A 20,004-nucleotide genomic window follows, 5' to 3' on the forward strand; every position below is an offset into this window, starting at 1 on the left:
TTGATTTATTAGTGTTGTGCCGACCAGTACCATGGACTTGCCGGTGTCAGGTCATCACTGGTTGTTTCGCTGCTGCGCTCTGACAATTGAGCGGAGAGATTCATGAACCAGTCGCGATCTGATGTGATAAGCGCGATATCCGCCATACTGCGTAATTGCTGACCGTTCAGTTCCATATCTGGGAACGGTTTGATCAGGTAGCCGAGTGTTTCGATCACTCTGCCGACCGTTGATTCGCGGTCGCAAGCAACAACGTGAATTTTGACGGTTCCTTCTTCATGGTTGTAGTCAACGACGAACCCATGCATGAGCTCGCCATTCACCGTTCTGCCTTTTACCCAATCGCCTTTTTTCCATCTGGATTCTTGTTGCATTAACCTTCACCACCGATCTTTTTTATATGTGCATTCATTTGTTCTTTAATTCCGGCAGCCATCGTCTCCGGTTTCTGCGTGACCGACTGTTCGGTTCGCTTGATCAGCGTATCGATCGACCAATGATCAAGATATTCTTCAAGTCCTCGTTCTGCGCCGGTAAACGCGAAATCCATCACCGAGCGGATGCGGTCAAATTCAGGATCTTGCGCGCAACCGGTGGCGCACCAACTGAGTTTCAAGGGCTCGCATGAAATTGATTGATAGATCCGCGCCAGTGTGCAGGCGCGTGGATCGCAGCCCATTCGATAGCCGCCGCCCAGTCCTTCTTTTGTTTCGACGAGGCCGCTTTTGCGCAAACTACTCATAATCTTGCGAATTCGGGCCGGATGCGCGTGCACCTTCTGTGAGAGCGACTCGCTGTTCCAGACATGATCCGGCTTCTTCGCGAGCACAATCAAGCAGTGAACGGCAATGGTATACTGACTGTTCATTCTATGATTCCCCTTTTAGGAGATTAGTGTAATTATAATAGATACAGTTTACAAAATCAATTCATTAATCCGTTAAAAGTGCCATTGGCAGCATTTTACACGGAAAATAATAGATTTTCCGACTTCCGGCCCTTACTTAATAACGCGGCATATGATACTAGATAAGGCATCACCATGCTTTTTTCTCTATTGTGGTGCGATTTTCAGTTATCCTGTGGTAATTTTTGATTCTTGATCCGCATGCAAGAATCTACATATAATGGTCACGTATCAGAAACGATACGACTAGACGATAACTTTTAGGAGGATTCGATGTATCCAAGTTTAACTCCTCTTGAACCGAAAAGGTTGTCTCATAGATTCTATGTCAGCGTGTCCATTAAATTCTGGACCAGCCATGCTTTTGCTTTTGGATGGTTCCTTTTCTCTATCTATCTCTCTATTCCTTGGCTCGAAGATTTTTCTTCTATTGTCACCTATCCTGTTGCGATCATAATTATTGGCGGGATTGCTTATGTTCCCGGATATATGAATGCCTTTTTAATGATCAGTCTGCTGATCGACCGACAGCCGAAGTTGAAGCACGCATTTCCTACTGAACCGGTTACCATACTTATTGCGGCTCACAATGAAGAAGCGTCCATTTTTAACACCTTGAACTATGTTGCAAATCAGGATTATAAAAAATATCTGCGCGTAGTTGTTATCAACAATCATTCGAACGACGATACCGACGGCGAGATTGCGCGCGCGGCAAATACGTTTGATCTTGACGTGACCATTCTGAATGAGCAAACACCTGGCAAATTTCATGCGTTGAATAGGGGGCTGCGGCACGTGACCACGCCTTACGTCATCACCTTGGATGCGGACACTTTGCTCCATCCATCGGCGGTGCGCTATCTGATGGCGCGAATGAAAAGCAGTCCGAGTGACGTGTGCGCGGTTGCCGGATCGATGCTTGTCCGCAACAGCCGCGCGTCGCTTTGTACGAAAATGCAGGAATGGGATTATTTTCTTGGCATTGCGTCGATCAAGCGTCTGCAAGGGCTTTACCAAGGCACACTTGTCGCTCAAGGCGCGTTTAGCTTATACAAAACAGATTGTGTTCGCCGGGTTGGCGGATGGCCGGACGCGATCGGCGAGGATATCGTGTTGACGTGGCGACTCCTCCGTCAAAAGTGGAAGGTGTATTTTGAACCGCTGGCCGCCGCATTCACCGATGTTCCGGAAACGCTGCCGCATTTTGCCAAACAGCGCTCGCGTTGGGCACGCGGCATGCTTGAAGGGCTTGGTGAAATTAAGCCATGGCATCAACCGCGGCTTTTCACCAAATACCTGACCGGCGTTAATTTGATGATGCCGTATCTGGATATTGTCTACACGCTCTGCTGGATTCCCGGGTTAGTTTTAGCATTCTTCGGCATCTACTGGATCGTCGGATTGACCACATTACTTGTGCTGCCGCTGACTTTTTTGAGCTACGGCTCGCTTTACCTTTACCAGAAACAAGTTGTGTTTAAAAAATTGGGACTCAGCGTCCGTAAAAACAAAATTGGGTTTCTGCTGTTTATCTTGTGCTATCAACTAATCATGTCACCGGTTTCTGTGTGGGGCTACATGCAAGAATTATTCAAATTGAAACGCGTCTGGGAATAAGTTTCCGAATACATGCATCGCCTCATAATAGTTGGCGATCGGGTAGTCGTCCGCTTTCGTAAGCGGACTTTTTTCATAGATGACGCGGAGATTCGCGCGCCCGAGTTTCGGATACCACGCGCCATAGCGATGATCGATGAAGTGTGCCCAGCAGTAAGCGAAAAGCTCTCGATAATGCTTCAGATAAAACGCCGCGTCCGGTGCGCCGCCGGCGAGACGCGCGGAGGCGCCGAGTGCTTCGGCCATTACCCAATAGTATTTATAGTGATCAAAAATGCGTCCATCGGCTGCCATCGAAAAATAAAGACCGCCATATATCGGATCGGATGCGGCTTTCCACGCATTGCGGTAAAGAAAAACTGCCCGGTCAACGAGCCACGGCTCGCGCGTATAGTCGTGCAGCTTCATCAACAGCTTGCTCCATTCAATCGAATGACCAAACACGAATCCGAATGGTCGACATTCATTATTCTGATATCCGGCGTGCTGCCTCCAGTCCGGCCGCCACTCCGGATCGTACTGCTCCCAAATGAGCCCGCCCGTTTGATCCGCGAGTGTGACGGTTACGGAGTGCGCAAGCGCGCGTGCCCTGTGCAAAAAGGCGCGTTCACCGGTCGCTTCAAAGGCGGCGATCATCGCTTCACACATCTGCATGTTGGCATTTTGGCCGTGATACGGATCGGATGCGCTCCAGTCGCGACTTTTCGCGTCGAGATAAAGTTGATGCGCATCGTCCCAAAGATGCTTTTGCAGCGTTTGCACGAGTTCGTCGATGAGCGGGCGCGCCTTGCCAATGCCCGCCTTCGCTGCTGTCGCGAGCGCGCGCAGAACAGAGGTTTGGCCGTACGCATATTTTCCGGTATCGGTGGGCGCGCGCTTTTCCGCTTGCCAATAGTAGCCGCCATATTCCTGGTCGTGAAAAACCTCTTCAAGAAAATGCAGCCCATGTTCCGCCATCGCTTTCCAATACCGCGGGCCGCCGAGCATCGTCCCCACGCTGAAGATATAAATGAAGCGAGCGGTCCCGACAAGTGATTTGGTTTCGTAATCGCAGATCGTGCCGTCGTCGAGGTAACAATGATAATAGCCGCCGCTCACCTGATCGATACACTGCGGATCATAAAAACGAATCGTTTCGAAAATTTGCGTACGCAGCCATTCCGGATTGAAAAATACTTTGCCGCCATCCATGTTTTCATCGCTCATCGCCGCACAACTCCTCTCTGCAGATTTTCATACTAGATGTATGCAGAGAGCCGATCGGCTATGAAGAGAAAGCTTCAGCTCCCCATATAAAAAATATTCTAATGATGAAAAAGGTCAACCGAAGCGATAAACTTCATCGTGAGCTTGGTCAATGCACGAGATTGATCGGTCCATGCACGAAAATCGCGATCCAATGCACGAAATTGCCGGGTCTATGCACGAACTACAAGCCAGAACCGAGTCCATGCACGAAATTGATCGGTCTATGCACGAAAATCGTGATCCAATGCACGAAAATACCAGCTCAATGCACGAACCGCAAGCCAGAACCGAGCCCATGCACGAAATCCATGATCCAATGCACGAAATTCGTGATCCAATGCACGAAATTGCCGGGTCAATGCACGAACCGCTACCCAAATAAAGAGCAAAAAAATCCTCCCTATACCGTTGTTCATATCCGGTACGGGGAGGATTCATTTTAATTAGTAGCTGGTTTTTTCACGAAAAGTGCAAGAATCAATGCCACTGCAATAATCAACGCGGCGACAAAGAAGGCCGCGTTGACGCCGCGAATCAGCCCGTCGACGCCATATTTATGCGGGTTGAGCGCCGTTGACGCCATGACGGTGAACAGCAGTGCCGTTCCGATTGACCCGGCAACCTGACGCATGGTATTGTTCATCGCTGTGCCGTGCGGAATCATATGATGCGGCAGCTGGTTCAAACCGGCTGTCGTTGTTGGCATCAAGACCATTGACAGGCCGAACATTCGCGCCACATTCACTAACGCTAAATAGGTGAACGATGTTGCGGCATCGAGTCGGCACAGCAGCAAGGTCGTCAGAAGCACAATACTGAGACCGGTGATTGCCAAGCCGCGCGCGCCGATTTTATCGAAAATGCGTCCCGTGATCGGCGACATGATGCCCATCACAATTGCTCCGGGCAGCAGCATCAGTCCGGACTTGAGCGGCGAGAAACCGAGCATCGTCTGCATGTAGATCGGCAGCATCGTCGCGCCGGCAATAAATGCCGTAAAACAGAGCATCCCGATTGCCGTTGTCAAGGTGAAAATCGGGTAGCGGAACACCTTGAATTCCAAAATCGGCTGCTCAAGTCGAAGCTGTCTGATAATGAACACCGTGAGGGCAACAGCACCAAGCACGAGCGTCAGCAGTACTTCGGGATTGCCCCAACCATGGCTGCCGGCAATACTCGAACCGTACAGCAAGCCGCCGAAACCGAGTGTCGAGAGAACGATCGACAGAATATCCAGCTTCGGATAAGTACGCTTGGTCACATTTTTCAAAATGAAAAAGGCGAGAATAAAATCGAGCAGCGCAACCGGAAGCACAACATAGAATAGGATGCGCCATGAATAATGATTAATCAGCCAACCGGACAAGGTCGGTCCAATCGCCGGCGCGAAGCCGATCACAAGTCCGAAGATGCCCATGACCGAGCCGCGTTTCTCAATCGGAAAAATGATGAACATAATCGTCATCATCAGCGGCATCATAATCCCCGCGCCCATCGCCTGAATGATACGTCCGATAATCAGAAAAGCAAAAGTGTTTGAGACCAGGCATACAAGCGTGCCAACAGTAAACGATCCCATCGCCGATAAAAACAGAGCGCGTGTGGTGAACCTTCCCTCGAGAAAGGCCGTTATTGGAATCATGATTCCGTTGACAAGCAAGAATACAGTTTGAATCCATTGCACCATGACCGACGTCAAATTCAAGTCATGCATGATACTTGGAAGTGCCGTAACCAGCAAGGTCTGATTTAAAATCGTTATAAAACCGCCGAAAACCAAAACAAGAACAATCGGCACCACATTAAGATTGCGGTGAACCTGAATTCTATTTTCTTCCATAATACTCATTCCAACACTTCTTTCTAAAATGTTCATGATTGGCAATGCTGATTATGATTCACCGATCATCAGCACCGGGCAACTTAGTTATCATATCATGAAAATTTTATTCGTGTAAGCATTATGTTTTACTCTTAATCGAGCCGGGAGCCTTAATAGATACGCAGCAAACCGCTGTTCACCGTCGCGTCAAACGTAGCTTTTCCCGAACCATGGATACCGCTGATCGTACCGTTGCCGGATTGCTTCTCTTTGAGCGGCAGGATGCAGCGAAGCAAACCGCTGTTCGTCTTACCGTTCAGGCGGAAGTCTGCATCATTCGGCAGATCAAAATTTGCCAGCCCCGAGTTGACCGAAGCCTTGACCGGACCGCTCAATTCGGTGATCCCCATCTTCAAATTACCGGAATGCACCTGCGCATTAAACGCTCCCGAGAAATGAGTGACATTCAAATTGCCTGAGCGCAGATCAAGCGTTGCCGACCGTACATGTAGCTGATCCATCCTCAGATTGCCGGAATGCACGTCGATTTGAGCAAAGTCGGCGGAAATCCCACTCAGGTTTGCAGATCCTGATGCTATGTTCACCGCTAATTCGCGATAGTTTGCCTCATCATCAAATTCTAGCATCCCGGAGCCGACGTCAAGATTGAGTGCACCGGCATACGAACGCGGAATCGTGATCGTTACCTGTGAGCGATCCCACCATGAGAAAAAAGTGAATTGCCGGCGCGTCTTTATCTGAATCGAGTTGCCCGACCGTTGAACCGAGACACTCCCTTTGCCGCGTAGCTTCGCGTGCACCCGATTGCCGCCGCCAAGTACCACATCAGTTTTGATAGTTCCGACCTTTACATCCATCTGATTCACCTGCTCCGTCACTGTCGCCGAACTTTTCTGCTTGCCAAAGGGCAGTCCGGGCAAATGAATCGGATTGACGAAAACCGCATAGGCAGCGACCACGATGGCCAATACAATCACGAACCTTTTCATAAAAATCGCCTCCTCGTTTTATCATCTATGGCTGTGTCAACCGTCTTATCGAAAAATTTTTCTTCATTTATACTCAACTTTCGCACCCTAATTTGGGCAGATAAACCTTGATATAGTTGGGTAAGCTCTCAATCCATTGTGTCAGTTGACAAGTAACCCATCTTTTGATTGATTTTTTTGTTTTTGTTAGGGCGTCATGAAGAATATCCATGAGCTGCGTCAGTGCTACAGCCCAATCCAGTTCATTCATTTCGTCACAGAGTTCATAAAACATACCACCAAGGGTTCGATTATCTGTACTGCAACGGTTTTGCCAAGACAGGAGAATAAACCTTGTAAAGACAATGGTTGTGTGGCTAATCAGCAGATCGTACGATCTGCCCTGGAACTCTTTTTGAAGCTTAAGAAATGACTTCGTTGCTTTAAAAAATAATTCAATGTCCCATCTCATGCCGTACGTACGAATGATTTCCTGTTCTGTAAGTGTGCAGTCAGTACTTAAGATGGCTAGCCATTCACTTTGTTTATTGCGGTTTTGAACGAACACAACTTTGACCGGGACTCCATTAGCCATTGTGGTACGAATAGAACGTAAAATTTCTTTGTGACTGGTTACGGGCTTCGACAGTCGATACAGCGTTCTTAATCCAACCCATTGAGAGCCTACTCGATAGCGCTGATTCGTTGGTTTCACCATACCAATAACATCGATACCTTGATCGGTCAAAGCCTTGATCAAAGGTTGTTGGGTAAACCAGCTGTCCATCAGAACATAGGATGCATCAATTCCGTTCAACAAGGCCCGTTTAACCATCCCAGGGATTTGTTCAGGAGCTGTTTGTAAAGCTTCGATTCGTCTTTTATAGCCGGAACAACGCTTATCAATCGTCGAATTGATATCATTAATTTTTGCCTTTTCTTTGCTTGAACTAAGGAGTGAAAAATCAATGGGCAGGAACGTTGATCCGTCGGACCATCCTAATGTCAGCATACGAAATCCTTTGTAGTGTCTTCTCCTGGCATGGTCAAAACAATGAGCCAAAAGTTCGACGCGCTTACTGCGGTCGCGATAAAAAGATGAATCATCCAGAATGAGTACTTTAGTGTGGCAGGTGCTCGTCAAACGGCTGACTTTCATAATCGTGAATACGCTTAGTGCCGTCAGGAAGCGGCGCCAGGCAAACTTCGGGTAGTTTAAAAAACGATAAACAGCATCCTTGCCTGGTAATTCATCTGCTTTATTACTCTCCAGTAAACGATACCAATTTCTTTGGGTAAAGATCAGACGAAAAATAAGCTGAAAAAGATAACCACTGGAAAAGCCGAAGGCTTTTTGAATTCCTGCCTGACGTAAATGTTTTAGAATCTTCAACTCATCGAATTTTGCTTTTATTTCTAATGGTAGTTGATTATTTTGACCTTTTTTCGCTATCATATAGAGGGCACCTCTTCTGTTTGGTAGTGTATTTCGTCAAAATCACTATACCAAAAGTTGAGGTGTCTTTCTATTTTGTCAAGAAACATAATGAATAGGCCACAAAGTACGTTATATCAAGGGTTATTTCGGATTTTCACTCTGCGAAAGTTGAGATTTATAGTATAGAAAAACGCCGGCGATTGAGAAACCGTCCGACGTTCTATGCATGTGTACGACTTAAGTTCTAGGGGTCAGGCTTCCGGCTCGTCTTGCCAACCTTTGCAGACATCCACCCATGACTTTCCGTTACCCAATGTATACAGATCATCAATTGTCAACTCGATCGCGGAATTGCTGCTGCCGCACGCCGGGAACACCGTTTCAAATCGTTTCAGTGATTCGTCCATGAACACCGGCCAATCCTGGTTTAAAGCGAATGGGCAAACGCCGCCGACCGCGTGGCCAACGAGCTCCAGCGTCTCATCCGGTGAGAGCATATGCGCCTTGAAGCCGAATTCATGACGAAATTTTTTATTGTCAATCTTAGCGTCGCCCGCCGCGACAACCAGCATCGCGCCCTCTTTGTTTTCTCCTCTGAATGCGAGTGTTTTCGCGATTCGTTCCGGTCCCACATGCAGATGCTCCGCCGCCAGCTGAACCGTTGCGCTTGAGAGTTCCAGTTCAATAATGTCTTGTTCCCGACCTACCGACCGAAAATAGTCCTTTACTTTTTCTACAGTCATGCCTGTGCCCCCGTTCCTTTAATATTATCGTCAAGTTTAGCAAAAAATAGTGATCTGTCAATTGGTATCTGGTCGAATTTTACTTTGCAAAATCTATGGATCTATTATAAATTTAAACTATTATCATTCGCGTGCGTGCGCGAATGTTTTGGGAAAACCATAAAGAAGGGGTTGCGCATGGTAGAATTATTAACTGGAAAAGAAATTTGCGGGCGGTACACTGATCTTGAGAACGATGCATTCGGCACGGAAAACCACCGCTTCGAGCTGATCACGATCGAGAAGGAAAAGCTGTACGACGTGCCTTGCTCGTTCAGTAACAATGGAAAGAATCTCGTGACCTACAAAGAATGGGCAAACGATCCGGAAAATTACGATGACTATCATACCGATAACGTCAAACAGATGGTTGATTATATACATGAGGGTGGAAAATTGCCGCCGATGATTGTCAACAAGGATCTCTGCCTTTACGACGGTCAGCACCGACTGACGGCCTACAGCCTGATCCCGGACATTAAAGAAATTGAGATTTATAAAGAAGTGTAATGAAAGCGGGAGTGCTCAGGCACTCTCGTTTTATTTTGTGAGATCCGCGCCTTTTTCGAGAATGCGTGTAATCAAATAACCAAAACAGAATCTGATCGCAACAATGGCGAGAACAAGCAGATGACCGCTGCCGCCCAGTTGGTCCTTAGCGGTCATAATGAGATAAGACGCCATCAGCATTCCTTCAATTGTCACCTGCGCGATCACTAAATTGCTGATCTGCTCAAGCTTTTTGGCACTGATTTCCTTGTTCGATTTCAGCGCTTTTACCGCTTTTTCATTCATAATAGATGGAACAAAGTTGCTGGTAAATTCGCCTCTTCTAAACTTAATAAATCCAATCAGCATGCATACGATGACGATACTGAACACAGAAATCGCTATGTAGAAAAACACCCCGCCCACCTCTTCAATTCGCTGATCCACTTCGCAAACATGAATTGTCAACATTTTCAAAAAAATGCAGTTGTTCTCTTATCCATTGTATCAAATAATAGGAAAAAGATGGCACCGGATAGTCGGGGCCATCTCGTTTATTTTTATCGGCATGCCGGATACCATGGAAATTGCGAGCACCACCACGGTCTCGGCGGACGCGGCGGCTGCTGTGGAAATGGAACACCGCGTGGCGGGTACGGACCGAGATAGGTCAACCCGGACATGTCTGTGAAGTGTTCTTGATGCTGGACCCAGCGCCTCTGCTGCGGTAAATAGACATTCATGCTTACCATGCCGGTGTTTTGGTTGACACCGAGCAGCTGGATGAGCATCATCCGGTTGTAGCTGGCGAGCCGCGTTTGATAAAAGTGACCGCGCCTGCCTCGGTTCAATTCCTGCTGAATCGCGTTCGGCGGAACGAGAAAGGTCTGCGGCTGCTCACGTCCATCATAGTAATAAGCACTGTCATCACTCGCATATGGATCATAGTCACCGTCGATCGTATAGTCTTCATAAGGAGTTTCGAATGGATAGTCATATCCGTTCTGATCATAATACATGTTTCTAAACACCTGCCTATCCTGTTTGTAATAATGTATGCCGGGCGTTTTCATCGGACTGGGCAGGTGCCCAATAAAGCATGATGAAAAAGATGCCCCCGCATGACGCGGGCGTCGTCTTTTTGTTCAGCATCCGGGAAGCCAAGGATATTGCTGGCACCATGGCGGACGCGGCGTGCCGGTACCTTGTCCACCGCCCTGAGTTCCGCCTTGCGTTCCACCCTGGCCGCCGAGCGACGGAGGTGTCGGACCGAGATAGGTCAGCCCGAACATATCCGTTTTGTGTTCCTGATGAAACATCCATTGCCCGGTTTGCGGCATGTAGACATTCATACTGACCATACCGGTCGCTGTATTTATACCAAGCAGTTGGATCGTCACGAGTTCATTGAAGCTTGCCAGTCTAGTACGGTAATAGTGTCCGGTTCTGCCCAGCTTGATTTCATTTTCAATTGTCGCCGCCGGCAGCAGCGTCGGCATCTGTTCACGATAAGGATCGTACGCATTTTCATTAAATTGATTTCCATAATCATCGTCATAAGGGTTGTAAAAATAGCCATCTCCATACTCATTATTCATGCAATCACCCCTCCCATTATGTATTACTATATGCCGGGCGATTGTATTGAACTGGGCGCGATCAAGCCTAAATCTAATCTTATAGATTTCACTTATGTAAGCGTTTTATATGGCAGCAATCCTTATGGAATTTTCCCGCCTGGCTTTGTTTCAGCTGAATTTTTGTTGTTTTGTCATTTCGTCTTTTTCCAGGAAATTTGTTATCCTAGTTTTAAGAAATTTGTGGAAGCTAAGGAGATGATTCATTGATCAAAATGCAGAGAACGATGCCCTATATCCTCCGTCAACTTCAAGCGTTGAAACGCCGCCTGCCGCCTAATCATCCGCAATTGGTGCTGATTCGCCAGGAAGAGAAGAATTACTCAAATGGATATAAAGGTGAGGAAGCGATTGATTATTACCTCGCCGATTTACCGGACGATTTCTTCATCTATCACGGCCTGCGCCTGCCGACGAACCATTCCTTTTTTCAAATGGACACACTCATTCTGACCTACTCCTTCCTATTAATTATTGAAATTAAGGCGCTAAAGGGGAGCGTGTATTTCGATCCGGTGTTCAAGCAAATGATCCGTACTTTCAATAGTAAAGTGGACGGATTTCGTGATCCAATCGTGCAAGTTAAAAGGCAAAACGACTGTCTGAGCCGTTGGCGCACGGCTCATCACTTCCCGCAAACTCCGATCGAAGACTTTGTCACGTTCAGCAATCCCGAAACCATACTCAAAACGGAGCCTGGCAACAGTATCACTCCTAGAAAAATCTGTCACATGCACCAAGTCCCGGGCCGCATTCAAGCATTCACACGCGCGCCTGTCAAAATACGCCTGACCGACCAGGAACGCGACCGATTCAACGATCAACTCATCCAAGCCCATACGCCCCTCATTCAAAATGTGCTCCAGCTTTATCATATTGATTGCAAAGACCTGATCACCGGTGTGCAATGCCCAAGCTGCCGCGCCATCCCCATGACTCGAGTCCATGGCAGCTGGCATTGTCCCCACTGCGGCCATTATTCAAAAACCGCGCATCTCGCCCTGCTCGATGACTACTTCTTGCTGATGTCCCCCACCATAACGAACCGCGAATTCCGATACTGGGCACATCTAGATTCTCGAATGCAGGCAACGAATCTGCTAGAGAAAATGAATCTTCGCCACACAGGCACACATCGACATACGATATATCACAGACCAGATGAGAGTTGAAAATTGTTTTTATAAATGTGCACAGGCTTCTGCCTGTGCACTCCTCTTATGTTTTCGTGCATGTACACGGCTCAAATTTGGATTCGTGCATTGAATCACTTTCTTCGTGCATTGAACCATGGTTTTCGTGCATTGGCGCATTCTTTTCGTGCATGATCTCAGCTCAACCTTGGATTCGTGCATTGAATCACTTTTTTCGTGCATTGGTTCATGGATTTTGTGCATTGGCGCATTCTTTTCGTGCATTGAACCATGGGTTTCGTGCATGTACCCCGCTCAAGATTGGGTTCGTGCATTGAATCTTTGTTTTCGTGCATTGAACCATGGATTTCGTACATTGACGCATTCTTTTTGTGCATTGATCTATTATTTATGATGATTGACATCCAGCACCTTCCATTTTATAATGAGATCAGCTACTTGGTAATACCAAATAGCTGATTTTTCACATCGGTATCTTGTTTTGCAATATACCATTTAAAGAAAGGAGCAGCCATGTCTGTTCGGAGCCAGCTTTTGAAAGGTGTGCTTGATGGTTGTGTGCTGTCAATCATTGAGAAAGAGACTGTTTACGGTTATGAATTATCACAAAAGCTGCAGAAAGCCGGACTGGATGATGTCAGTGAAGGAACGATTTATCCGGTACTGCTGCGGCTGCAAAAAAATGGTTACATTAGCGGGGAAATGCGTCCATCGGAATCAGGACCGAACCGCAAGTATTACATGTTGACCAGTGATGGGCGCGGGGCACTCGATGAATTGGCACTTGAGTGGGCACGCATCGCCGATCCGGTCACAAAATTAATGCAAAGGGGGCGCGCAGATGATTCGTTCAAAACAATTAATCTCGGAAAATAATGAGAAGCGCAAGCTGCTGACCAAGGAAAATGAAAACTATTATGATGACATGCTCGTCTATATCCGGCTTAAATCAAAAGCATCTGAACAGGAAAGTGAAGAGATCTTGATGGAGCTTCTGGATCATTTGATCGAAGGTCAGAAGGATGAAAAAACCGCAGCCCACATTTTCGGCAATGATCCCAAGAGCTACGCAGATGAATTGATTCGTGAACTGCCAAAGGCAAGTCTGTGCAGCAGACTGCCGTTTCTCAGCTATCTGCTGATCAATCTTATCTCTATATTTTTACTCGTCAGAGGTGCAGCTTTATTAATTGGCAGTTTCTTTAAGCCAGTGGACACATCGGTTTTCATTCTCAAATCCACGCTTGCTACGCTCTACTCGCTGCTCGCCATTGCCAGTCTCATTTGGTTCATTTTTCATATCGTCGAAAAATCTCTTTTTAAACAAAACTCGAGCAATTGGAAAAATAATTTGAAGGATGCTTTAAAAGCCGGGCTGGGCGGGTCATTAGTTATCGGACTGGGTATCGCGCTAACGTATCTAATCCCCAACTTCGGCCCATCCTTTTCATTCGGATGGCTGTCGTCGCTGGCAAGCGGGACGCTCTTATGGATTGGCTGTTTCTGGGCAAAGAAAAAATTCCAGATTTTTTGAGGAGGCTCAACATTGATTAGCTCGAAACAATTAGTCTCGGATAATAATGAGAAACGTAAGCTTCTGACCAAGGAAAATGAAAAATACTATGATGATATGCTTGTCTATATCCGAATTAAGTCCAAGGCTTCCGACCAGGAAAGTGAAGAGATCTTGATGGAGCTTCTCGACCATTTGATCGAGGGACAGCAGGATGGAAAAACCGCGGTCAACATCTTCGGTCATGACCCAAAGGGCTACGCAGATGAATTGATTCGTGAACTGCCAAAAGGTGGGTCATGGACAGCACTCCCCTTCTTCAGCTGCTTAATTGGAATTTTCCTTACTTGGTATCTGATCGGCCGTGGCATTATCTTACTCATCACCAGATTTTTTACAGCAATAAACAATAGTGTTCATTTATACACAGCATTAATCGTCACTGCTTTCTGGGCAATATATGCCCTTTTTATGATCTGGTTTATCTTTCGTTTAATTGAACGATCACTTTTTAATAAAAAGAGTACACTTTTGAAGACAATGATTATCGCAGGGATTGTCGGTGCGCTGGGATCAGGCCTCGGATTTGTACTTATGCATTTTCTTCCCAACTTCGGCCCATCCTTTTCATTCGGCTGGCTGCCGTCGCTTGCGAGTGGTGCCATCCTGTGGCTGATCAGTTTTTGGGCGAAGAAAAAGTTCACCATTTTTTAAGGAGGAAAAAATTATGTACAAACGAACGGCTGAACGAATTGTGGGTATCATAGGACTAGTCATTGCAGGGCTGCAGACTTGCGCCGGTATCTTTTCACTGGTGGCTTCGCGAAGCAGCGAATTAAAAAAAATCATGTTGGAATCAGATTCCGCGAAGCATGTGAACGAGCAAGTTGCCGAGATGCAGCGTGTCGGCACATCCTTTCTCACCTTCAGCGGTTTGGCGTTCGCGCTCGCGCTGGTTGCGATTTGCCTGTTAAGCAAAAAGAAGCGGGCAACTGTACCAGCCATTCTACTGATTGCTGCAGGTGTGCTGATCACGGGAAACTTGATTTTCGCCGGGCCCAACCCGGGAATCTTTTCTGCGTTTCTGCTTGTCATTTCCGGCATTATCGCTTGGCGTAAAAAACCCATCGCAAGTGAAACGCCGGATCCGCACCACACGTAAATGACCTGAGGAGGGATCCGATGAACGAGTATGAGTTGAAAGCTTATGATGAAATCCTAGCGTGGAAACGAAAGTTGCTCAAGCCTTCGAGTGTGCTGAATCGGATGTCTAAAAAAATTCAGGCAAAAATGAACGGGTATATACCTGAAAAAGTGCAAACCGCGATTACCGGCGCGATAAAAGGTATGGTTCAATCAACGTTGACCGGTTCGCATTGGATCACAAAAAAGAATCAGGCTGCCGGTTTGTCACTGGAAGAAAAAGATCAATTGGTGACTGAGAAGCTGTCCAATTATCGAAAAACCGCTGTCGTAGAAGGTGCGGGAACCGGCGCCGGCGGTATCCTGCTTGGTCTAGCTGATTTTCCGCTTCTGTTGTCCATCAAGATGAAATTTCTTTTTGACGCGGCATCGGTTTACGGCTTTGATACGAAAAATTATGAAGAACGAATTTTCATTCTTCAAGTGTTCAAGCTTGCTTTTTCGAGCGATGATGTACGGAATGAGACGCTCGCAATCATTGAGAATTGGGAGACGCGCAAGCAGGAATTCATGGAGATGGACTGGCAAGAGTTCCAGCAGGAATATCGGGATTATCTCGACTTTGCGAAAATGTTGCAGCTGATGCCCGGAATCGGTGCCGCAGTCGGTGCAGTGGTCAACTATAATCTGCTCGACCGGCTCGGTGAAACGGCGAAAAACTGCTATCGACTGCGCCTGCTGATCGCGCAGCCAAAATGGATTGACGAGTCATCGCAAAAGGGCTAAGCCTTTTCATGAGTAAGGCCGTTGGTACGGCATCATGAATTATCCTCACCCCGATAAATCTGCTTGCAAAAACAAGTGAGCGGCGAATCCTCACGATTCACCGCTCACCTGTTGCTTATAAAACCTTGCTTAGAAATGCTTGCGTTCGTTCCTCTTTTGGATGCTCGAACAATTGGTTTGGTTCATTTTCTTCTACTATATAGCCGCCATCCATGAAAATGACACGGTCGCCGACTTCGCGAGCGAAGCCCATTTCATGGGTGACGACAACCATCGTCATCCCGTCCTTGGCGAGCTGCTTCATCACATCCAGCACTTCGCCAACCATTTCCGGATCAAGCGCTGAGGTCGGTTCATCAAACAGCATCATCTTCGGCTCCATTGCCAGCGCACGCGCGATCGCGATGCGCTGTTTCTGTCCGCCGGATAGTGAATCCGGATAGGCGTCCGCTTTTTCCGCGAGACCAACCTTGCCGAGCAGCTCCATCGCTTTCGCTTTTGCTTGCTCTTTAGGGACCTTCTTAACTTTGGTCGGCGCGAGCATGATGTTGTCGAGCACGGTCATATGCGGAAATAGATTAAATTGCTGGAACACCATGCCGACATCCTGACGAATTTTGTTAATGTTCGCCGTCTTATCCGCAATGTCGGTGCCTTCAATAAACACATGGCCGTCGGTAATGTCCTCAAGCAAGTTAATGCAACGGAGCAGTGTCGATTTTCCAGAGCCGGATGGTCCGATCACGACCACTACTTCCTGCTTCTCCACCTCAAGGTTTATCTTTTTCAGAACTTCATTTTCACCAAACGATTTTTTGAGATTTTCTACTGTGATCATCATTTTGTCGCCATCCTTCTTTCCAGGCGATTTACTAGGAAGCTCATGGTCAAGGTCAGAATCAAGTAAATGAAGGAAATGGTCAGATATGGTGTCCATGTAATTCCGTACTGCGCGCCCATTGCCTGTGCCCAATAGGTTAATTCCGGCGCGGCAATTGCCGCGATTAGTGAGCTGTCTTTAATCAGACTGATGAACTCATTCCCCATTGGCGGCAGCACACGCCTAACCGCCTGCGGCAATACGATGTAGCGCATGGCCTGCAACCTATTCATTCCGAGTGAACGCGCGGCTTCGGTCTGACCTTCATCAATGGATTGAATGCCTGCGCGGAACACTTCGGCAATATACGCCGCTTCATTCAACGATAAGGCAATAATGCCCGAAAGAATCCCATTTGATTGACCGAAAATAGCCGGAACAACACCAAAGTGAATAAGCAAAATCTGCACGAAAAGCGGTGTACCTCGGAAAAAAGTAATGTAGCAGACAAACGGCGCCCGTAACAATTTATTGTTAATCATTTTGCCAAAACAAACGAGCAGACCAAGGAGTGTGCCGAAAACAATGCCGGCAAGTGAAAAACCGATTGTGAATAGGGTTCCGCTTGCAAAGAAGGGCAAATATTCTCTGATGATGTCTATAGGGTTAACGCCCAAATGAATCCTCCCCCAACTTAAAAAGTTGCTTAACATCTCAGTTAAGCAACCTTTATCTGTTACTCATTTTTATCTAATCTTATTGTTGTGCTTTGAGTGTATCAAGATCCGGTGCAACTTTGAACCATTTTTTATAGATCTTTTCATACGTGCCATCGCTGTACAGCTTGTTGATTGCTTTGTCGAAGACCGGTTTCAGTTTGCTGTCCTTCGGATACATGATGCCGTAGAATTCAGGTTCAAACGCATCTTTGTCTTCTACAACTTTCAAGTTCTTGCCTGGGTTGTTGCGCGCATACTGTTCGATGACGGTGTTGTCGGCAACGACAGCGACAGCACCCTTATTCTGCATTTCCATGATCGCGAGGCTGATCGTCTTGAATTTTTTAACCTTAGGGTTATTCTTGCCGACAATTTTCTCTACCGCAGCTTGTCCCGTTGTTCCGGTTTGAACAGCGACCGTTTTACCTTTCAGATCTGCCGCCGATTTGATGCTGCTGTCCTTAGAAACAAGAATTTTATTCGTTGAAAGGAAGTACGGTTTTGAGAAATCATAAGTCTTCGCACGATCGCTTGTAATCGAGATTGCTGAAATACTCATATCGGCCGTCTTTGATTTCAATTCGGCAAACACAGGATCCCAACCGACATTGACCAGTTTGTATTTATAGCCGGAAGCTTTGCCAAGCGCCTTCATGATGTCAACATCGAAGCCGACCATTTTACCCTTGTCCAAAGATTCAAACGGAGGATAGGTCGCATCGTTAACCACGCGCAATACCTTTTTGTTTGTCGCTTTCTTAGTTGACGAACTGCTGCCGCTGCCTGACGAACAGGCAGTAAAAACCAAAACAAACACCAATAAAAGTGATAGTACAGATAATTTCTTTATCATTGAAAAGTTCCCCCTGTATCTTTCTTATATGTACATGCTATGAATTATTCTCATTATACCCTCTTCATAAAAGTGATAGCAAGATAAATGTTGAATTTTAAAAATATTTGAGCGAAGGGCGCGAATGCTCCTTATACCCTTTGCGACACACCAAAAAACCGATGAGAAGTCATTCCCCATCGGTTTCTACTTAAGTATTTTATTGAAAGACCGAATCAGCCGATCACTTTGACACGTGAATCGATCGGCGCGAATTCCTTTTCGCCGGCCGGAGCCGCACTATTACCAAATGGCATCTGTCCGCGCAGCTTCCAGTTCTTCGGCAGATCAAATTCCGTTGCGACAGCTTCGTCGATCAGCGGATTGTAGTGTTGCAGCGAAGCACCAACGCCGATTTCAGACAGTGCAGTCCATACCGCAAATTGTGCAATACCTGTGCTGTGTTCCGACCATACAGGGAAGTTATCTGCATACAGTGCGAATTGTTCTTGCAAGCCTTTAACAACATCCTGATCTTCAAAGAAGAGTACCGTACCAACGCCGGCATTAAATGAGGCGAGTTTCGCCGCGGTCGATTCGAATGATTGACCGGCAGGAATAACCTTGCGCAATTCCGTTTCTGCGATTCCGCCTTCGCCCCACAGTTTGTCGCTTTCAGCACCAAACAAAACAACAGCATGCGCGCTTTGTGAGTTGAATGCGGATGGTGAGAATTTTATAGCGTCCTGAATCGTTTTAATAATTTCTTCCTTGCTTGCTTTCACATTCTTATCTAGAGCATAAATGGATCTGCGGTTTTCGATTGCTTCAATAAATGCGTTTGACATAGGTAAAACACTTCCTAACTAATTTATTTTTAACTTCTTACATAAGTATAGTTTGTTATTAAAAAAAAGTAAAACGTTTTGACTTACTTTTTTTCAGTAGCTTGATCTCCGTACCATTTATTCGCCCAGTTGTGAACTTCATCTAAGATCGGTTTTATTTCTTTGCCCATTTCAGTTAAGCGATAGGTCACCTGAATTGGGTATCCGGTATCAACCATACGGTCAATAATACCCATTCCTTCCAGCTCTCTCAATCGCGCAGAAAGCATCCGATCGCTCAATTCGGGAATTGACCCGGAAATGGTACTAAAGTGAGTTTCTCCAACTAAGAGTACTTCTATAATCAAACCATTCCATTTTTTTCCTAAAATCTGAAAAGCTTTTTCTAATTTGGGACAGACTGAAACTGCTGGTTGCATGTTAATCACCCCTATATCCATTGTACTACACGCACAATAAATTACCTACTAACATTTATTAATTAAGTGTCTTTTTATTATGGACAATTTGCGAACAACTAGTCAATTCTGGCTCAATGTATCGTGGGTGGCTGGGTTCACCCTGCAGGATGTGCCGAATTGTGCAGGATCTCATAGCTTTGCTGCGATCAGCGTTCCGATTCCAATCACGAGATACAAAATCATCATGCAGACAATCAGCATGCCGGTTTCAATGGTCTGAATCCCCATGGCATACAAGACAAGCAGTGCCGCGCCGCTTCCAAAAAGCACAAAGTAGAGGACACCCAAAAAGTAACGTTTTAGCATTAATAGGGTGCGTTCGTCAGCTTCGGGAATAGTCCCGATTCTTTTCTTGCGCCACTTGCTCAATGAATAGCTGATCAAAAATCCGATCAGCGGCGCGCCGATAATTGCCGCCGCAATGCTAAAATTGATGGTTACGCCAGCTATGCGCAGACCGATCAATCCACCAATGATCATGCCAAGTAAAATAATGCCCATAGTGAGCCGTTCCAACCGTTTCTTTTTCATTTCTAGTCCTCCTCGTCTCCTTCTAGATAAAACATTTCGTCAATGGGAACGTTAAAATATCTAATTAATTTCAAGGCGAGTTCCAGGCTTGGATTGTATTTGTTTTTTTCAATCGCATTGACGGTTTGGCGCGTAATTTTCAAATCCTGTGCCATTTTCACTTGCGTGATCCCATTCTTAAGGCGGATTTCTCGAATATGGTTAACTACTTTCATACAGATTCCTTCTTTGAAGTAAAGATATCTTTACATATAAAGTATCATCA

Annotated in this window: 26 protein-coding genes; 8 read left to right on the forward strand and 18 right to left on the reverse strand. The window is 46.4% G+C overall.

What is annotated here, in order from left to right; all coding sequences use genetic code 11:
- Positions 1-8 precede the first annotated feature (8 nt).
- Both ABWW58_RS10710 and ABWW58_RS10715 read right to left on the reverse strand, forming a co-directional pair.
- Positions 9-374, reverse strand: coding sequence for a response regulator (locus ABWW58_RS10710; protein ID WP_353869143.1), 366 nt, complete (start codon positions 372-374; stop codon positions 9-11).
- The gene (locus tag ABWW58_RS10715) at positions 374-868 is read right to left on the reverse strand and encodes an RrF2 family transcriptional regulator (RefSeq protein WP_353869144.1); all 495 of its coding nucleotides are present in this window, start codon (positions 866-868) and stop codon (positions 374-376) included. Before ABWW58_RS10715 ends, ABWW58_RS10710 begins: the two co-directional genes overlap by 1 nt.
- A 312-nt stretch (positions 869-1,180) precedes the next feature.
- On the opposite strand from ABWW58_RS10715, the gene ABWW58_RS10720 reads away from it, so the two are divergent.
- Positions 1,181-2,527 carry a glycosyltransferase family 2 protein gene (locus tag ABWW58_RS10720; protein ID WP_353869145.1) on the forward strand — a complete coding sequence of 449 codons (1,347 nt, stop codon included), beginning with the start codon at positions 1,181-1,183 and terminating at the stop codon, positions 2,525-2,527.
- Here the strand turns inward: ABWW58_RS10720 and ABWW58_RS10725 are convergent.
- The 6 genes from ABWW58_RS10725 to ABWW58_RS10750 all read right to left on the reverse strand — a co-directional run bounded on the left by ABWW58_RS10725 (position 2,498) and on the right by ABWW58_RS10750 (position 8,767).
- Complete coding sequence (locus tag ABWW58_RS10725) at positions 2,498-3,733, reverse strand: AGE family epimerase/isomerase (protein WP_353869146.1); 1,236 nt, start codon at positions 3,731-3,733, stop codon at positions 2,498-2,500. The two genes, ABWW58_RS10720 and ABWW58_RS10725, sit on opposite strands and share 30 nt — an antisense overlap.
- Positions 3,734-3,996: 263 nt before the next feature.
- Positions 3,997-4,164 carry a hypothetical protein gene (locus ABWW58_RS10730; RefSeq protein WP_353869147.1) on the reverse strand — a complete coding sequence of 56 codons (168 nt, stop codon included), beginning with the start codon at positions 4,162-4,164 and terminating at the stop codon, positions 3,997-3,999.
- A 50-nt stretch (positions 4,165-4,214) separates the two neighbouring features.
- Positions 4,215-5,615 carry a DHA2 family efflux MFS transporter permease subunit gene (locus tag ABWW58_RS10735; protein WP_445783437.1) on the reverse strand — a complete coding sequence of 467 codons (1,401 nt, stop codon included), beginning with the start codon at positions 5,613-5,615 and terminating at the stop codon, positions 4,215-4,217.
- A 152-nt stretch (positions 5,616-5,767) separates the two neighbouring features.
- Entirely contained in the window at positions 5,768-6,607 is an 840-nt protein-coding gene (locus tag ABWW58_RS10740; protein ID WP_353869149.1) for a DUF4097 family beta strand repeat-containing protein, read from the reverse strand.
- 73 nt (positions 6,608-6,680) lie between these two features.
- Positions 6,681-8,042 carry an IS4 family transposase gene (locus tag ABWW58_RS10745; protein WP_353867754.1) on the reverse strand — a complete coding sequence of 454 codons (1,362 nt, stop codon included), beginning with the start codon at positions 8,040-8,042 and terminating at the stop codon, positions 6,681-6,683.
- Positions 8,043-8,275: 233 nt separating this feature from the next.
- Positions 8,276-8,767: a YbaK/EbsC family protein gene (locus ABWW58_RS10750; protein WP_353869150.1), complete on the reverse strand. Its 492-nt coding sequence runs from the start codon at positions 8,765-8,767 to the stop codon at positions 8,276-8,278.
- A 177-nt stretch (positions 8,768-8,944) separates the two neighbouring features.
- On the opposite strand from ABWW58_RS10750, the gene ABWW58_RS10755 reads away from it, so the two are divergent.
- Entirely contained in the window at positions 8,945-9,316 is a 372-nt protein-coding gene (locus ABWW58_RS10755) for a ParB N-terminal domain-containing protein (protein WP_093672299.1), read from the forward strand.
- 30 nt (positions 9,317-9,346) lie between these two features.
- Here ABWW58_RS10755 and ABWW58_RS10760 read toward each other — a convergent pair whose 3' ends face one another.
- The 3 genes from ABWW58_RS10760 to ABWW58_RS10770 form a co-directional block, all read right to left on the reverse strand.
- Positions 9,347-9,712: a hypothetical protein gene (locus ABWW58_RS10760; RefSeq protein WP_353869151.1), complete on the reverse strand. Its 366-nt coding sequence runs from the start codon at positions 9,710-9,712 to the stop codon at positions 9,347-9,349.
- Between the two features lie 143 nt (positions 9,713-9,855).
- Positions 9,856-10,314 carry a hypothetical protein gene (locus tag ABWW58_RS10765; protein WP_353869152.1) on the reverse strand — a complete coding sequence of 153 codons (459 nt, stop codon included), beginning with the start codon at positions 10,312-10,314 and terminating at the stop codon, positions 9,856-9,858.
- A 126-nt stretch (positions 10,315-10,440) separates the two neighbouring features.
- Positions 10,441-10,893: a hypothetical protein gene (locus tag ABWW58_RS10770; RefSeq protein ID WP_353869153.1), complete on the reverse strand. Its 453-nt coding sequence runs from the start codon at positions 10,891-10,893 to the stop codon at positions 10,441-10,443.
- 254 nt (positions 10,894-11,147) lie between these two features.
- Here ABWW58_RS10770 and ABWW58_RS10775 point away from each other — a divergent pair, with 254 nt between their 5' ends.
- The 6 genes from ABWW58_RS10775 (at position 11,148) to ABWW58_RS10800 (ending at position 15,528) form a co-directional block, all read left to right on the forward strand.
- The gene (locus ABWW58_RS10775) at positions 11,148-12,104 is read left to right on the forward strand and encodes a nuclease-related domain-containing protein (protein WP_353869424.1); all 957 of its coding nucleotides are present in this window, start codon (positions 11,148-11,150) and stop codon (positions 12,102-12,104) included.
- Between the two features lie 495 nt (positions 12,105-12,599).
- Entirely contained in the window at positions 12,600-12,962 is a 363-nt protein-coding gene (locus tag ABWW58_RS10780) for a PadR family transcriptional regulator (RefSeq protein WP_353869154.1), read from the forward strand.
- Complete coding sequence (locus tag ABWW58_RS10785) at positions 12,928-13,620, forward strand: DUF1129 family protein (protein ID WP_353869155.1); 693 nt, start codon at positions 12,928-12,930, stop codon at positions 13,618-13,620. The genes ABWW58_RS10780 and ABWW58_RS10785 overlap by 35 nt, the downstream gene beginning before the upstream one ends.
- A 12-nt stretch (positions 13,621-13,632) precedes the next feature.
- Positions 13,633-14,313 (forward strand): DUF1129 family protein, encoded by a 681-nt coding sequence (locus tag ABWW58_RS10790; protein WP_353869156.1) that lies wholly within the window; start codon positions 13,633-13,635, stop codon positions 14,311-14,313.
- Positions 14,314-14,326: 13 nt separating this feature from the next.
- Positions 14,327-14,761: a DUF4064 domain-containing protein gene (locus ABWW58_RS10795; RefSeq protein WP_353869157.1), complete on the forward strand. Its 435-nt coding sequence runs from the start codon at positions 14,327-14,329 to the stop codon at positions 14,759-14,761.
- Positions 14,762-14,781: 20 nt separating this feature from the next.
- Positions 14,782-15,528, forward strand: a complete 747-nt coding sequence (locus tag ABWW58_RS10800; protein WP_353869158.1) for an EcsC family protein — start codon at positions 14,782-14,784, stop codon at positions 15,526-15,528.
- Positions 15,529-15,643: 115 nt separating this feature from the next.
- On the opposite strand, the gene ABWW58_RS10805 is transcribed toward ABWW58_RS10800, so the two are convergent.
- The 7 genes from ABWW58_RS10805 to ABWW58_RS10835 form a co-directional block, all read right to left on the reverse strand.
- Entirely contained in the window at positions 15,644-16,366 is a 723-nt protein-coding gene (locus tag ABWW58_RS10805) for an amino acid ABC transporter ATP-binding protein (RefSeq protein WP_353869425.1), read from the reverse strand.
- Positions 16,366-17,025, reverse strand: coding sequence for an amino acid ABC transporter permease (locus ABWW58_RS10810; RefSeq protein ID WP_353869159.1), 660 nt, complete (start codon positions 17,023-17,025; stop codon positions 16,366-16,368). Before ABWW58_RS10810 ends, ABWW58_RS10805 begins: the two co-directional genes overlap by 1 nt.
- A 79-nt stretch (positions 17,026-17,104) precedes the next feature.
- Positions 17,105-17,920, reverse strand: coding sequence for a basic amino acid ABC transporter substrate-binding protein (locus ABWW58_RS10815; protein ID WP_353869160.1), 816 nt, complete (start codon positions 17,918-17,920; stop codon positions 17,105-17,107).
- A gap of 215 nt (positions 17,921-18,135) precedes the next feature.
- Positions 18,136-18,747, reverse strand: a complete 612-nt coding sequence (locus tag ABWW58_RS10820; protein WP_353869161.1) for a nitroreductase family protein — start codon at positions 18,745-18,747, stop codon at positions 18,136-18,138.
- 83 nt (positions 18,748-18,830) lie between these two features.
- Positions 18,831-19,166, reverse strand: a complete 336-nt coding sequence (locus ABWW58_RS10825; protein ID WP_353869162.1) for a winged helix-turn-helix transcriptional regulator — start codon at positions 19,164-19,166, stop codon at positions 18,831-18,833.
- A gap of 171 nt (positions 19,167-19,337) precedes the next feature.
- Positions 19,338-19,739 (reverse strand): hypothetical protein, encoded by a 402-nt coding sequence (locus ABWW58_RS10830; protein ID WP_353869163.1) that lies wholly within the window; start codon positions 19,737-19,739, stop codon positions 19,338-19,340.
- Between the two features lie 2 nt (positions 19,740-19,741).
- A complete protein-coding gene (locus ABWW58_RS10835) occupies positions 19,742-19,954 on the reverse strand; it encodes a helix-turn-helix transcriptional regulator (protein ID WP_353869164.1) in 213 nt (70 codons plus the stop codon).
- Between the last annotated feature and the right edge of the window lie 50 nt (positions 19,955-20,004).

This window comes from Sporolactobacillus caesalpiniae (genome assembly GCF_040513385.1).
Taxonomy (GTDB): Bacteria; Bacillota; Bacilli; order Bacillales; family Sporolactobacillaceae; genus Sporolactobacillus.